The organism is Vibrio sp. 10N.286.52.F8, from assembly GCF_041468745.1.
GTDB classification, from domain to species: Bacteria; Pseudomonadota; Gammaproteobacteria; order Enterobacterales; family Vibrionaceae; genus Vibrio; species Vibrio crassostreae_C.
Window position 1 is genome coordinate 221,732 of sequence record NZ_JBFRJF010000019.1, and the last position, 15,569, is coordinate 237,300.

The 15,569-nt window shown below is 44.7% G+C and carries 12 protein-coding genes; 3 read left to right on the forward strand and 9 right to left on the reverse strand.

The window, feature by feature from the left end:
- Positions 1 to 4: 4 nt before the first annotated feature.
- The 5 genes from AB4133_RS11675 to AB4133_RS11695 form a co-directional block, all read right to left on the reverse strand.
- Positions 5 to 769 carry a transporter substrate-binding domain-containing protein gene (locus AB4133_RS11675; RefSeq protein WP_372224528.1) on the reverse strand — a complete coding sequence of 255 codons (765 nt, stop codon included), beginning with the start codon at positions 767 to 769 and terminating at the stop codon, positions 5 to 7.
- Positions 770 to 1,016: 247 nt separating this feature from the next.
- Complete coding sequence (locus AB4133_RS11680) at positions 1,017 to 2,783, reverse strand: sodium:solute symporter family protein (protein WP_017061487.1); 1,767 nt, start codon at positions 2,781 to 2,783, stop codon at positions 1,017 to 1,019.
- A 742-nt stretch (positions 2,784 to 3,525) separates the two neighbouring features.
- A complete protein-coding gene (locus tag AB4133_RS11685; protein WP_017061486.1) occupies positions 3,526 to 4,152 on the reverse strand; it encodes a bifunctional 4-hydroxy-2-oxoglutarate aldolase/2-dehydro-3-deoxy-phosphogluconate aldolase in 627 nt (208 codons plus the stop codon).
- A gap of 73 nt (positions 4,153 to 4,225) precedes the next feature.
- Positions 4,226 to 5,158 carry a sugar kinase gene (locus AB4133_RS11690; RefSeq protein WP_017061485.1) on the reverse strand — a complete coding sequence of 311 codons (933 nt, stop codon included), beginning with the start codon at positions 5,156 to 5,158 and terminating at the stop codon, positions 4,226 to 4,228.
- 34 nt (positions 5,159 to 5,192) lie between these two features.
- Positions 5,193 to 5,528 carry a cupin domain-containing protein gene (locus AB4133_RS11695; RefSeq protein ID WP_009846518.1) on the reverse strand — a complete coding sequence of 112 codons (336 nt, stop codon included), beginning with the start codon at positions 5,526 to 5,528 and terminating at the stop codon, positions 5,193 to 5,195.
- Between the two features lie 333 nt (positions 5,529 to 5,861).
- Between AB4133_RS11695 and AB4133_RS11700 the strand changes: the two genes are divergently transcribed.
- Positions 5,862 to 8,060 (forward strand): heparinase II/III family protein, encoded by a 2,199-nt coding sequence (locus AB4133_RS11700; RefSeq protein ID WP_372224530.1) that lies wholly within the window; start codon positions 5,862 to 5,864, stop codon positions 8,058 to 8,060.
- 2 nt (positions 8,061 to 8,062) lie between these two features.
- Entirely contained in the window at positions 8,063 to 10,216 is a 2,154-nt protein-coding gene (locus tag AB4133_RS11705) for a heparinase II/III family protein (protein WP_372224532.1), read from the forward strand.
- A 278-nt stretch (positions 10,217 to 10,494) separates the two neighbouring features.
- Here AB4133_RS11705 and phnE (AB4133_RS11710) read toward each other — a convergent pair whose 3' ends face one another.
- The 4 genes from phnE (AB4133_RS11710) to phnD all read right to left on the reverse strand — a co-directional run bounded on the left by phnE (AB4133_RS11710) (position 10,495) and on the right by phnD (position 14,126).
- Positions 10,495 to 11,325 carry a phosphonate ABC transporter, permease protein PhnE gene (phnE, locus tag AB4133_RS11710; protein ID WP_372224534.1) on the reverse strand — a complete coding sequence of 277 codons (831 nt, stop codon included), beginning with the start codon at positions 11,323 to 11,325 and terminating at the stop codon, positions 10,495 to 10,497.
- 10 nt (positions 11,326 to 11,335) lie between these two features.
- On the reverse strand, positions 11,336 to 12,211 hold the full coding sequence (gene phnE / locus AB4133_RS11715; RefSeq protein WP_372123527.1) for a phosphonate ABC transporter, permease protein PhnE: 876 nt from the start codon (positions 12,209 to 12,211) through the stop codon (positions 11,336 to 11,338).
- Positions 12,208 to 13,026, reverse strand: a complete 819-nt coding sequence (gene phnC / locus AB4133_RS11720) for a phosphonate ABC transporter ATP-binding protein (RefSeq protein ID WP_372123529.1) — start codon at positions 13,024 to 13,026, stop codon at positions 12,208 to 12,210. Before phnC ends, phnE (AB4133_RS11715) begins: the two co-directional genes overlap by 4 nt.
- 143 nt (positions 13,027 to 13,169) lie before the next feature.
- Entirely contained in the window at positions 13,170 to 14,126 is a 957-nt protein-coding gene (phnD, locus tag AB4133_RS11725) for a phosphate/phosphite/phosphonate ABC transporter substrate-binding protein (RefSeq protein ID WP_061021537.1), read from the reverse strand.
- Positions 14,127 to 14,392: 266 nt separating this feature from the next.
- On the opposite strand from phnD, the gene AB4133_RS11730 reads away from it, so the two are divergent.
- Positions 14,393 to 15,112, forward strand: a complete 720-nt coding sequence (locus tag AB4133_RS11730) for a FadR/GntR family transcriptional regulator (RefSeq protein ID WP_017061478.1) — start codon at positions 14,393 to 14,395, stop codon at positions 15,110 to 15,112.
- Positions 15,113 to 15,569: the final 457 nt, after the last annotated feature.

A 15,569-nucleotide genomic window follows, 5' to 3' on the forward strand; every position in this document is an offset into this window, starting at 1 on the left:
AGAGTTACTTAAGGGAGTTGTGGATCAGGAACTCTTCTTCAACACCTTTCAATTTCATCTCATCCATAATGAAGTTCACCGTGTTCAACAAACGTTGTTCACCTTTAGGAATCAGATAGCCGAACTGACTGTTGGTGAATGGAGTTTCGCAGCGTGCCGCTTCAAGACGTTCGTCAGTTACTTGATAGAATAGACCTTCAGGCGTTTCTGTTACCATCACATCAACTTTGCCTTCTGCTACTGCTTTCGGTACGTCGAGGTTGTTCTCGTAGCGTGTGAAGCTTGCGTTCTGCAAGTTCGCGTCGGCAAAGATCTCGTTAGTGCCGCCAATGTTCACGCCCACACGAACAGAAGAAAGGTTCACTTTCTCAATGCTGTCGTACTGTTCTGCGGTGCCTTTCGCAACCAAGAAACACTTACCAAAGGTCATGTAGCCTTGAGTTTGTTCCGCGTTTAACTGACGCTGCATTTTACGTGTAATGCCGCCCATTGCGATGTCGTACTTATCGTCGTCTAGATCGGCCAGTAGATCTTTCCATGTGGTACGAACAATCTTCAATTCAACGCCTAATTGTTCCGCGATGTGCTGTGCAACGTCGATATCGTAGCCAGAGTAGCTTTTACCATCGAAGTAAGAGAAAGGCTTGTAGTCACCTGTGGTGCCCACACGCAGAGTACCTGATTTTTGAATGTCTTCTAGCTGGTCAGCGTGTGCGACACCAGAAAGTGCCAGAGCAATGTAGGCAAGTAATAGTGATGTTTTTTTCATTGTAATTGTCTGTTGTGTTTGTGTTGTCATTCAAAGTAACAGAAACAATCAGAGAAAGAGATCAAACCATTGGAAAGGTTGGAAAAGAAGATGAAACGAGGGCAGGAGATAGGTATTTCTATGGTTTGTGAGCATTGATCGAGGTGCGTTTCATATTCCGTTTTGATAAACCGAAGACAAACAAAAAGCCCATGTTATCGAATAACATGGGCTTCATTTTGGTTTAACTTGTTAGCTGCTTATTTAGCTATTTAGCAACTGACTCGTTGTTCATCTTAGCCGGAGCTTTAGATGCGTTAACCAATAGGATACCAACGGTTAGTACCATTGAACCACATAGTAGGAACAACAAGCGTCCTGTTGGTTCGTTTGGAATCAGAGCCATTGCTAGGATACCGAAACCTGCTGTGCTGATAAGCTTACCAAGCATTGAACGCTGTTTAGTATCTAGGTTTTGTTGCTCTTCACCTTCCGCTACAAGCGGCGTGTTCCAGTTAGTGAATAGTTGGTCAACTTCTTTCTCACGCTCTGGCGATAGGCCTTTGTAGAAGCGAGAAGTCATGATGAAGTAACCACCTGTGAACACTACGTGAGCAGCTAAGCTAAGACCTACTTTCAAGTCGCTCCATTCACGGCCTGTAAGCGCTGTTTCTAGACCAAATAGGTTCTCGATGTCTTCTGCTTGCAGAGAGATACCGAAGATGTAAGAAACGAAACCACCAACCACTAGAGTAGACCAACCAGCCCAGTCAGGTGTCTTACGAATCCACATACCTAGTAGGACAGGGATAAGCATTGGGAAGCCAATCAACGCACCTACGTTCATTACGATATCGAACAAGCTTAAGTGACGCAGAGAGTTAATGAATAGACCAATCGCAATGATGAAAATACCCATCATGATAGTCGTTATCTTACTTACAATAACCAGCTCTTTCTGAGTCGCATTTTTACGAAGAATCGGGCTGTAGAAGTTCATTACAAAGATACCAGCGTTACGGTTCAAACCTGAATCCATAGAAGACATCGTTGCAGCGAACATTGCTGACATAAGAAGACCAACCATACCTGCTGGCATTACGTTTTGTACGAATGCTAGGTAAGCAGCATCACCGGCTTTGTCGCCCATTGATGTGTATTGCTCAGCGAACTCAGGCATGAATGCACTAACGTACCAAGGTGGTAGGAACCAAATTAGTGGACCAACAACCATAAGGATACATGCTAGGCCTGCCGCTTTACGTGCGTTTTCACTGTCTTTTGCACATAGGTAACGGTATGCGTTGATGCTGTTGTTCATTACACCGAACTGCTTCACGAAGATGAATACAACCCAAAGGATGAAGATGCTCATGTAGTTTAGGTTGTTACCTAACATGAAGTCGCCGTCGAAGTTAGCAACAATGTTAGTTAAGCCGCCACCGTGGAAGTAAGCTGCTACCGCACAAGTGATTGTCACGGCCATGATTACAAGCATTTGCATGAAGTCAGAAGCAACAACCGCCCAAGAGCCGCCGGTTACTGCCATCAATACTAGAACCATACCCGTTACCACAATGGTAGCTTCCATTGGGATGTTGAATACCGCTGCTACAAAGATAGCTAGACCGTTTAGCCAGATACCTGCAGAGATAAGGCTGTCCGGCATACCTGCCCATGTGAAGAACTGTTCAGACGTTTTACCAAAGCGCTGACGAATAGCTTCGATCGCCGTTACCACACGAAGTTGGCGGAACTTTGGAGCGAAGTACATATAGTTCATGAAGTAGCCAAAAGCATTGGCTAAGAATAGGATTACAATAACGAAACCGTCATTGAATGCGCGTCCTGCGGCACCTGTAAACGTCCATGCTGAAAATTGTGTCATGAAGGCAGTTGCACCAACCATCCACCACAACATTTTGCCGCCCCCTCTGAAGTAATCACTTGTAGAGGTGGTGAACTTACGGAACATCCAACCAATCGCGATTAAAAAGAAGAAGTAGGCGAGAACAACAAAAGTATCAATAGTCATCTTTTCAGCCTTTTAAATATCATAATTAACTGGGCTTAGATTAACGCGTCCCAAGGTTTATTTGTACTACAATATGTCTTTAGTATGATCTAGGTCGCATTGATTTTTCGGACTCTAACACGTGGTTATATAAGTATTTGTTTTAATTGAATTTAAATGTGAGTGTATTTTGTTTGAGATCTAAAATAAATTGAGGGTTAAATGTTTATATGTATTACAATATAAACAAAAGCGCTTACTTTGCCGTATCTATAAGATTTTAATTATAACCGTAACAAATGTGCTACAAATAGATGTGTTGTGCGACGACATTCACGTTAATTTAGAGCTCTATACTGAAAATTTTTGTATTGAGATTTCAAGTGTAGCTCATTGTTTTCACTTCGCTATTTTCTGTTTATCTGCGGCTATGAAGCCTTTCTATGCTATTTGTTTGTTTTTTGTGCCATAGAGGTGCGTATTTGGAATTTTTGTCGCTGAGTGGGCGTTAAACTCGATGACGGGACACATTTTGCGGTGCACTTTGTCTATTGTGGTCTTCAGTGCATGCCATGAGAGATGCTTGATGACGTATCGAAAAGGACCATTGCTGGGTAAGGGGCTGGATAAGAAACTGGATAGGCGATAGGGTATAGGGGAAACAAAACGTTGATTGAGCGTGTTTACGGTTAGTCAGCGCAATAAATGACAGATAACAAAAAGCCCCACCGAGGTGAGGCTTCATCACTCAATCTAAAACAGATTAAGCGTTAACGTGATCAACTGCGTCACGAACCAGCTTGCCTAGTTCTTCCCACTTACCTTCGTCGATAAGGTTAGTTGGAACCATCCAAGTACCGCCACACGCAAGTACAGAAGGGATCGATAGGTATTCATCTACATTCTTCAAGCTTACACCACCAGTAGGCATAAATTTAACAGGGTAAACCGCTGTTAGTGCTTTAAGCATGCCAGTACCGCCAGAAGGCTCAGCAGGGAAGAACTTCAACGTGCGAAGGCCCATTTCCATTGCTTGTTCCACTAGGCTTGGGTTGTTAACACCCGGTACGATTGCAACGCCTTTATCGATACAGTATTGAACAGTGCGCGGGTTGAAACCTGGGCTTACGATGAAATCAACGCCAGCTTCGATAGATGCGTCAACTTGCTCGTTAGTCAGTACAGTACCTGAACCAATTAACATGTCTGGGAATTCTTTACGCATGATGCGAATCGCTTCGATTGCACATTCTGTACGTAGCGTGATTTCTGCACATGGCATGCCGTTTTCAACAAGTGCTTTACCTAGAGGGATAGCGTCTTCAGCACGGTTGATAGCGATTACAGGAATTACTTTTAGGTTTGCTAGTTGTTCATTTAATGTCGTCATGAATTCTTTCTCACGTTAAATGTGGGCTTGCTTTCAACTAAGCAAACCCTTGATTAATAGTTAAAGTGCGTAATTATAGAGACAGATCAGGCGTCGCTTCTAGAGGAATGATAGCACCTGGATGCTGAATCACAGTCCCTGCCACAATATGACCTGCTAACGCTGCATCACGTGCATTGCCACCGCTTAAGCGCTTAGCTAGGAAGCCCGCGCTGAACGAGTCGCCAGCCGCTGTAGTATCAACAATGTTGTCTACTGGGTTTGGAGCAACGTACTGAGCGCTTTGGCTTTCAACTACTAGGCAGTCTTTAGCACCACGTTTAATGATGATCTCTTTCACACCAGATTCAGACGTACGTGCAATACACTGTTCAATGCTTTCGTCGCCGTACAACTCTTGCTCGTCATCGAACGTCAGTAGAGCCGTGTCAGTGTACTTAAGCATCTTCAAGTACCAAGAAATCGCTTCTTGTTGACTTTCCCAAAGTTTTGGACGGAAGTTATTGTCGAAGAATACTTGGCCGCCTTGCGCTTTAAATTTGTCTAAGAAGTTGAATAGCTGCGTGCGTCCATTCTCTGTCAAGATAGCAAGCGTAATACCGCTTAGGTAAACCGCATCAAAAGAGAATAACTTGTCAAGTAGAGCAGGTGTGTCTTCCTGGTCAAACATGAATTTTGCTGCAGCATCATTACGCCAGTAGTGGAAACTGCGTTCACCAGTTTCATCGGTCTCGATGTAGTAAAGCCCTGGTTGTTTGTGATCAAGCTGAGCAATTAAGCTAGTGTCGATACCTTCCGCTTGCCACTTTTCTAACATGTCGGTACTGAATGGGTCAGTGCCTAGTGCTGTTACGTAGCTCGTGTTGATATCTTGCTCTTTTGTTAAGCGAGACAAGTAAAGTGCAGTATTTAGTGTGTCGCCACCGAAACTTTGCTTAAGCCCGTCTTGTTTCTTTTGTAGCTCAACCATGCACTCGCCAATGACCGCGATGTTTAATGATTTCATATGCTTACCTTAGCAACTGAGGTTGCGCTGTTTATTATTTTAGGAAATCTTCACGCGCAGGGTTGAAGATATCAAGAAGGATGCTGTCTTGCTCTAGTGCAACTGCACCGTGCATCATGTGTTTACGAGCGAAGTAAGCATCGCCTTCTTTAAGGACTTTCTTTTCGCCTTCAATCTCAGCTTCGAAGCTGCCACGAACTACGTAACCGATTTGGTCATGGATTTCGTGAGTATGAGGGTGGCCAATCGCGCCCTTATCAAAACATAGGTGTACTGCCATTAGATCGTCAGTGTAAGCAACGATTTTACGCTTAATGCCGCCACCAAGTTCTTCCCATGGGTTTTCATCTAGGATAAAGAAAGAGTTCATTGTGTATCTCCTAATCTGTTTAAATCTTTTAAGTGTTACTTAACTTGCATCCATCATAAGGGAATGAGTTCAATTGTAATACAATATATCTAAATTTGTGTGATATCGATCAAGCGATACTTTATATAGCGTAAATAAATCAACAACTTAATAAATGGCCAATATTTACCATTAGTCAGCTACATCAATGGCTTATGGCTAATTGTGTGACTCTACTCATCATTTAGCGACGAATAGGTATAATTAAAGCTCATATTGTATTACTTTATATGAAGTTTGAAAATTTAATCAAAGTTTAAGCAGATAAACTCTTTATTGAGGGTGACAAAGAATATGACGACTAAACCAGTATTGTTGACTGAAGCAGAAATCGAGCAGCTTCATCTTGAAGTGGGCCGTTCTAGCTTAATGGGCAAAACCATTGCAGCGAACGCGAAAGATCTAGAAGCATTCATGCGTTTACCTATTGATGTCCCAGGTCATGGTGAGGCTGGTGGTTACGAACATAACCGCCATAAGCAAAATTACACGTACATGAATCTAGCTGGTCGCATGTTCTTGATCACTAAAGAGCAAAAGTACGCTGACTTTGTTACAGAATTACTAGAAGAGTACGCAGATAAATACCTAACGTTTGATTACCACGTACAGAAAAACACTAACCCTACAGGTCGTTTGTTCCACCAAATCCTGAACGAACACTGCTGGTTAATGTTCTCAAGCTTAGCTTACTCTTGTGTTGCTTCAACTCTGACACAAGAACAACGCGACAACATTGCGTCTCGCATTTTTGAACCAATGCTAGAAATGTTCACGGTTAAATACGCACACGACTTCGACCGAATTCACAATCACGGTATTTGGGCAGTAGCGGCTGTCGGTATTTGTGGTCTTGCTTTAGGTAAGCGTGAGTACCTTGAAATGTCAGTGTACGGCATTGATCGTAATGATACTGGCGGTTTCCTAGCGCAAGTTTCTCAGCTGTTTGCACCGTCTGGCTACTACATGGAAGGTCCTTACTACCACCGTTATGCGATTCGTCCAACGTGTGTGTTCGCTGAAGTGATTCACCGTCATATGCCTGAAGTGGATATCTACAACTACAAAGGCGGCGTGATTGGTAACACAGTACAAGCGATGCTGGCGACGGCTTACCCGAACGGTGAGTTCCCGGCTCTGAATGATGCTTCTCGTACTATGGGTATTACAGACATGGGTGTTCAGGTTGCAGTAAGTGTTTACAGCAAGCATTACTCTTCTGAAAACGGCGTAGACCAAAACATTCTTGGTATGGCGAAGATTCAAGACGCAGTTTGGATGCATCCATGTGGTCTTGAGCTATCTAAAGCCTACGAAGCAGCGTCTGCTGAGAAAGAAATCGGCATGCCTTTCTGGCCAAGTGTTGAATTGAACGAAGGCCCTCAAGGTCACAACGGCGCGCAAGGCTTTATCCGTATGCAGGATAAGAAAGGCGACGTTTCTCAACTTGTTATGAACTACGGCCAACACGGCATGGGTCACGGTAACTTTGATACGCTGGGTATTTCTTTCTTCAACCGTGGTCAAGAAGTACTGCGTGAATACGGTTTCTGTCGTTGGGTGAACGTTGAGCCTAAATTCGGCGGCCGTTACCTAGACGAAAACAAATCTTACGCTCGTCAAACAATTGCACATAACGCAGTAACGATTGATGAAAAATGTCAGAACAACTTTGACGTTGAACGTGCAGATGCAGTACACGGCTTGCCACACTTCTTCAAAGTAGAAGACGAGCAAATCAATGGCATGAGCGCATTTGCTAACGATCATTACGAAGGTTTTGACATGCAACGCAGCGTGTTCATGCTAAACCTTGAAGAATTAGAATCTCCGCTACTATTAGATCTTTACCGTTTAGATTCTGAGAAGGGCGGTGAAGGTGAGCATCAGTACGACTACTCACACCAATATCAAGGTCAGATTGTTCGCACTAGCTTTGAATACCAAGCAAACAAAGAGCTGAACACGCTAGGTGAAGACTTCGGTTACCAACACCTATGGAACGTGGCAAGCGGTGAAGTGAAGGGCACAGCACTGGTAAGCTGGCTACAGAACAACACCTACTACACGTGGCTAGGTGCAACGTCTAACGACAATGCTGAAGTTATCTTTACTCGCACTGGCGCTAACGACCCAAGCTTCAACTTACGTTCTGAGCCTGCGTTCATTCTACGCAGCAAAGGTGAAACAACACTGTTTGCTTCTGTTGTTGAAACGCACGGTTACTTCAACGAAGAATTCGAGCAATCAGTTAATGCACGTGGTGTTGTGAAAGACATCAAAGTAGTGGCTCACACCAATATCGGTTCGGTAGTTGAGATCACCACAGAGAAATCAAACGTGACAGTGATGATCAGCAACCAACTTGGCGCGACTGACAGCACTGAACACAAAGTAGAGCTGAACGGCAAAGTATACAGCTGGACAGGCTTCTACTCAGTAGAAACAACTTTAAACCCAGAATTAGCAAGCAGAGCAGAGCAGGGGAAATAATAATGAGCTATCAACCACTTTTACTTAACTTTGATGAAGCAGCAGAGCTTCGTAAAGAACTTGGCAAGGATAGCCTTTTAGGTAACGCACTGACTCGCGACGTTAAACAAACTGACGCTTACATGGCGGAAGTTGGCATTGAAGTACCTGGTCACGGTGAAGGCGGCGGTTACGAGCACAACCGTCACAAGCAAAACTACATCCATATGGATCTAGCGGGCCGTTTGTTCCTTATCACTGAGGAAACTAAGTACCGTGATTACATCGTTGATATGCTAACAGCGTACGCGACGGTATACCCAACACTTGAAAGCAACGTGAGCCGTGACTCTAACCCTCCGGGTAAGCTGTTCCACCAAACGTTGAACGAGAATATGTGGATGCTTTACGCTTCTTGTGCGTACAGTTGTATTTACCACACCATCTCTGAAGAGCAAAAGCGTCTGATCGAAGACGATCTTCTTAAGCCAATGATCGAAATGTTCGTTGTGACTTACGCACACGACTTCGATATCGTACACAACCACGGCTTATGGGCAGTGGCAGCGGTAGGTATCTGTGGTTACGCAATCAACGATCAAGAGTCTGTAGACAAAGCGCTTTACGGCCTGAAACTAGACAAAGTAAGCGGCGGTTTCTTAGCGCAACTTGACCAACTGTTTTCGCCAGACGGCTACTACATGGAAGGTCCTTACTATCACCGTTTCTCTCTGCGTCCAATCTACCTGTTCGCAGAAGCGATTGAACGTCGTCAGCCAGAAATCGGTATTTACGAATTTAACGATTCAGTGATCAAGACAACGTCTTACTCAGTATTCAAAACTGCATTCCCAGACGGCACATTGCCTGCTCTGAACGATTCATCGAAGACGATTTCTATCAACGATGAAGGGGTTATCATGGCGACGTCTGTGTGTTACCACCGTTACGAGCAGACTGAAACTCTGCTTGGTATGGCTGATCACCAAAAAAATGTTTGGGTTCATGCTTCTGGTAAAACACTGTCTGATGCGGTTGATGCAGCAGACGACATCAAACCATTCAACTGGGGTAGCCTGTTTGTAACAGACGGGCCTGAAGGCGAAAAAGGCGGCGTAAGCATCCTTCGTCACCGTGATGTGCAAGACGACGACACAATGGCGTTGATCTGGTTTGGTCAGCACGGTTCAGACCACCAGTACCATTCTGCGCTAGACCATGGTCACTACGATGGCTTGCACCTAAGCGTATTCAACCGTGGCCACGAAGTGCTGCACGATTACGGCTTCGGTCGTTGGGTAAACGTTGAGCCTAAGTTTGGCGGTCGTTACATCCCGGAGAACAAGTCTTACTGTAAGCAGACGGTTGCTCACAACACAGTAACGGTTGATCAGAAAACGCAGAACAACTTCAACACAGCATTGGCTGAGTCTAAGTTTGGTCAGAAGCACTTCTTCGTAGCAGACGACCAGTCGCTACAAGGTATGAGCGGCACAATTTCTGAGTACTACACTGGCGTAGACATGCAACGCAGCGTGATTCTTGCTGAACTTCCTGAGTTCGAGAAGCCACTAGTTATAGATGTATACCGCATCGAAGCTGACGCTGAACACCAGTACGACCTACCCGTTCACCACTCGGGTCAAATCATCCGTACTGACTTCGACTACAACATCGAAAGCACGCTGAAGCCGCTAGGTGAAGACAACGGTTACCAGCACTTATGGAACGTTGCTTCAGGCAAAGTGAACGAAGAGGGCTCTCTAGTAAGCTGGCTACATGACAGCAGTTACTACAGCCTAGTAACCAGCGCGAATGCGGGCAGCGAAGTGATTTTTGCTCGCACTGGTGCTAACGATCCAGACTTCAACCTTAAGAGTGAGCCTGCGCTTATCTTACGTCAGTCTGGTCAAAACCACGTGTTTGCTTCTGTACTAGAAACGCATGGTTACTTTAACGAGTCTATCGAAGCCTCTGTAGGCGCTCGTGGTCTGGTTAAATCAGTATCTGTTGTGGGCCATAACAGTGTCGGGACTGTTGTTCGCATTCAGACTACTTCTGGTAACACTTACCACTACGGTATTTCAAACCAAGCTGAAGACACGCAGCAAGCAACTCACGCTGTTGAGTTCGCGGGTGAGACATACTCGTGGGAAGGATCATTTGCTCAACTGTAAATGATTAACATACATGCCGTTTAACGATGGCATGTATTGATGTGGTGCTTTGCGGGAACGAAGCATCACATTGAGTTCAGTCGTGATTGCAAATCGTTCGTTGATACCAACAACGACTGAATACATCGGGAATAAGTCAAACCGAGTAACTCATTGCGAGTTGCTCGGTTTTTTTATGCGTGTAGGAAACAGAATAGAACGTTTCAACAAACGAAAAGCCTACTCAGTGAGTAGGCTTTGATCTTAGCTAACCGTCTATTTGACGTTGTTTTTAGTATTTAGATAAGGGCTTTTCTTGCTTTGGCTGCCACCCATTCAGAGAAGATGACCGTCACTAGAATCGCACAGAAAATGACAGTCACTTGAGGCCATGCCAGCATTGCCATCGACTCTTGCAGTTTTAAGCCGATACCGCCAGCGCCCACCAAACCTAAGACGGTAGACTCACGAATATTGATATCCCAGCGGAACAAGCTCGTGCCGATGAAACTTGGCATCACTTGCGGAAGAATACCGTAGTTCAATACCTGCAGCGGAGAAGCTCCAGTCGATTGGATTGCAGACATCTGTGTTGCATTCACTTCTTCAATCGCTTGATACATTAACTTCGCCACAAAACCAATTGAACGTAGCGCTATCGCAATGATACCGGCCAACAAGCCTGGGCCGATGATTGCTACCAATAACAATGCCCAAATTAACGAGTTAATTGAACGACTTGCCGCGATGATGAACAGCGCGATAGGTCTGATAAACGTCATGCTTGGCGTTGTATTACGTGCAGCTAAGAACGCTACTGGAAACGCGAGTACGATCCCTAACAGTGTGCCAAGTGTCGCGATGTTAATGGTGTCCCACAACGGACTCCAAAGAGACTCTAAGTAGCTCCATCTTGGTGGCCACATACGTGAAGAGATATCAGCAAATTGGTTGGGTGAGTCAGTCACAAAGTACCAAATCGTATCTTTGTTCATGACTTGCCATGCGAATACTGTCAAAGCAACAAAGCAAAGCCAGCCCAGCCAAAGGATGAGGCTCTGTTTACTGTCGTAACGCTGCCATTGGGTACGATTGATGGCGCTTGTCGGTGTTTCATTTAGCGTGCTCATTGGTCGTTCCTTACTGCACATGCTTACGGATGATGGTTGATAGGTATTCACACAACATCACAATCACGATAATAATCAATAGAATAGCGGCTGCTGCGCTGTATTCGTAACGGTCCATTGCTGTGTTTAACGTTGCGCCGATACCACCTGCGCCAACAATGCCAATCACGGCTGACTCACGAAAGTTGATGTCGAGTCGGTACATAGAAAGTCCGATGAAGCGCGGCATCACCTGTGCTTGAATTGCGTAATTCACCTGTTGTAACCAACTCGCGCCCGTTGCACGCATTGCGGTGAGTGGTGCTGGGTCAATGGCTTCAATTTCATCGGCAAACAGTTTTGCGAGAAAGCCGATGGTCGCGAAGGTGAGCGTGACAAAACCCGCAAACGTACCAAAGCCAAATAGAGCGACACACAGAATCGCAACGATGATTTCTTGTAAGCTACGAGCAACCGAAATAAACGCACGACAGAATAGGTAAACAGGCGTAGGGGCAAGGTTTTTCGCTGCGCCTAATCCGAATGGGATTGAAAGAAGGACACCCGCCACGGTCGATGTCAGGGTCATGGTTAAACTTTCAATCAAACCTTGTGAGATGTTGTTCCATCGGCCACCAAAATCTGGGTTCATGAAAGCCAAAATGAACTGCCAGCCGCGTTCGCTGCCTTCGTAAATTCGAGTCCAGTTGACGTGTACCGATTGAGTCGCAAAGTACAAGTAAACCGCGACAATGATGATTAAGCTCCAGCGTAGCCATGGGCTAGAAATCAGTGGAGGCTTTGTCCACTGTGTCGGGTATTGTTTGGAATTCAGTTTTCCTGACTTTAAATGTTGTTGTGCTGACTTTAAATGCTGATGAGCTTGATTTGGATATGGTTGAGTCATATTGTTGCCTCAGACAGGCGAGGGCTCGTGATGATGAGGTCATCGGCCTCTTCTTCTGCTTGTTGACTCCAGTCTTCTTCACCGTAGATTTGCGTTAAAACATCTTCAGTGAGCAGGTTTGGTTTGTCATCAAATACGACACAACCTGCATTTAATCCGACCACACGGTCAACAAACTGCTTTGCTAATTGAACATCGTGAATATTGATGATGGCAGGGAGCTGTTGCTCTGAACAAATCTCACTGATCAGTCGCATGATTTGGCGCGCTGTACGTGGATCAAGTGCGGCCGTTGGTTCATCAATCAACAGTAATTTCGGTTTCTGAGCAAGTGCACGTGCAATACCAACACGTTGACGCTGACCACCCGATAGAGCATCGGCCCTTTTATTGGCGTGTTCTAACAACCCAACACGGTCGATTAGCGCATAAGCGGCTTGGATATCCGATTCAGGGAAACGACGAGTAAAGCTCTGCCAGAAGTTCACGTAACCCAAACGCCCTGAAAGTACGTTTTCCATCACCGTTAAACGCTCAATCAGCGCGTACTCTTGGAAAATCATCCCGATTTCACGGCGTGATTGTCTCAGTTGTCGCTTAGACAGCGTTTCTAGATTGGTATTGGAAAAGATCACTTCGCCGCTGGTGGGCTCGGTGAGCCGATTAATACAACGGATAAGCGTTGATTTACCCGCACCAGATGGACCAATTAAACCAACCACTTCACCGGCATTGACCGACAAGCTAACGTTGGTAAGGGCTTTATCAGAACTGGAGTAGTGCTTGGTAAGCCCTTTAAGGGTAAGAGTAGACATAGAATTTCTATAAGAGCGGTGTACTAAGAGTTCGCCTGAGACAGGCATGGAAAGTAAACCGGAAAGAGTGGTGAATAACTGCAGGCGATTACACCTGCAGTTAGTTTTATCGGTGTGTGATTGGCTTTTTAGTTCGGTTGAACTTAGCTACACGTGTAAGAGACTTTATTGGCTGTATCGATAGTGCGGATCACTTCCCAGTGCTCTTGGTAAGTGATCGGAACGAACTTCGCTTCACCGTTACGCTCAAATTCTTCTTGAAGCTTTGTGCCTTCCCAGTCGAAAGTGAAGAACGCTTTTTGAATCTTCTCTTGAAGCTCTGGTGTTAGGTTGTGCGCTGTGCCGTAAGCTGTTGTTGGGAAGGTTTGTGACTTGTAGATGCTCTTGATTTGACCTTCTTTCACGACTTCACGTGAAAGCATACGGTTCAATACTGAGTTAGCGACGGCTGCTGCGTCATAATCTTTGTGTGCCACACCCAAAATAGAGTTGTCGTGCGCGCCAGAGAAAGCCGGTTTGAAATCACGTTCAGGTTGAAGCTGGTATTCAGCATCCAGAATCGCAGAAGGGGCTTTGAAACCAGAGTTTGACGTTTGCGATGTGAATGCTAGGTTTTTGCCTTTTAGGTCTTCAACCTTTTCGATGCCTGAACCTGGGTGCGTGATGATTTCCATTTCGTAACCGAAAGAGCCATCTTCAGCCGCCATCATGGTGAATGGAGCAAAGCCAGCACAGTTAACTGCTAGTGGCGTTGAACCTGTGTTGAAACCTGCGATATGCAGACGACCTGAACGCATTGCTTCAATTTGAGCTGCGTTATTTTGAACAGGGAAGAAACGAACCGTTTTTTCCGTTGTTTTTTCAAGGTGGCTCAAAAACTCGCTCCACACATCAGCGTATACTGCTGGATCTTCAACTGGCGTGTAAGCAAAAATTAGCGTGTTTGGATCCACCCATTGTGATTCATCTTGAGGTACATCGGCGACCAAGTTACCAGAGCGGTCTTCGTATCGTGTATCCATTGCTAATGCAGAACCAGAAAAAATCAGCGCAGCAGTAATAGCGCTCTTAAGCGTGAGATTTGTTTTTGTCGGTTTCATTATTTCAGTCCAATTGAGTGATTTTTTGGGAAGGGAGTATAGAAATCGAGGATGACAGAACCGATGCGTTTTGATGACGGATTTATGAATGGTGTAACATAATGTTTCTAGCTGTGTGGAGTTAGATGCTTTATAAGTGTTTGATTCATTGAGTAAATTAATAGAACGCGACTCGTTGCTAATTTACTCAATTGGCGCTAGGTTGAAATCCTGTTATAGTGATCCTTAAATAATACATAAACATAACATATAAAATAAGTGAACTTATGGTTAGCACTTTTAATTCAATCTCGGGCTCGAAGCGCAGCCTGCACGTGCAAGTAGCGCGTGAAATCGCTCGTGGAATCTTGTCTGGTGAACTGCCACAAGGTTCTATTATTCCTGGTGAAATGGCGTTGTGTGAACAGTTTGGTATCAGCCGAACGGCACTTCGTGAAGCCGTTAAACTACTGACTTCTAAAGGTCTGTTAGAGTCCCGCCCGAAAATCGGTACTCGTGTAGTAGATCGCGCATACTGGAACTTTCTTGATCCTCAACTGATTGAATGGATGGATGGTCTAACCGACATAGACCAATTCTGTTCTCAGTTTTTAGGCCTTCGCCGTGCGATTGAACCTGAAGCGTGTGCATTAGCTGCAAAATTTGCGACTGCTGAGCAACGTATCGAGCTTTCAGAGATCTTCCAGAAGATGGTTGAAGTGGATGACGCAGAAGTGTTTGACCAAGAACGTTGGACAGACATCGATATTCGTTTCCATAGCTTGATCTTTAATGCGACAGGTAACGATTTCTACCTGCCATTCGGCAATATTCTGACTACCATGTTCGTTAACTTCATCGTGCACTCTTCTGAAGAGGGCAGCACATGTATCAATGAACACCGTAGAATCTATGAAGCGATTATGGCTGGCGACAGTGAAAAAGCTCGTACAATGTCAGCCGCTCACTTGCAAGACGCTAACCACCGTTTAGCCACTGCAAGCTAAACACGGTTTTCAACTTCATTTGAACCAATCAAAAAGGTATGCCAAGTGCATGCTTTTTTGTTTTTAGAAAGCGTGTTGCACCATGTGTGGCACTGTTTTGGTTCATCCTCGCTTAACTCCTTCTTAAGCCAGTTCCTTCTTGTATACGCCTAGCGGTCGTTCTCTTTACCATCATAATAAAAATAATATTACGCTCGATATTCGTTTTTAGACACTCTCGACCCCCAAATAATTATGCGTCATCCATGATTTTTCATTTTTGTATATTTTGAATCTACCATCGTTTGAACTGGATATGCCTCTTCTATATTGATTAATTTAAGTAGAATTCTAATGAAATTATCCACTCTCAATAGATAAAAAACGCTGGTTTATTGTGTGATAAATGAGGGTGATTTAGCTCTGATTTGGCTTTTATTATTTTTGAGGATTTTATATTTATATGTGTTTGGTTGTA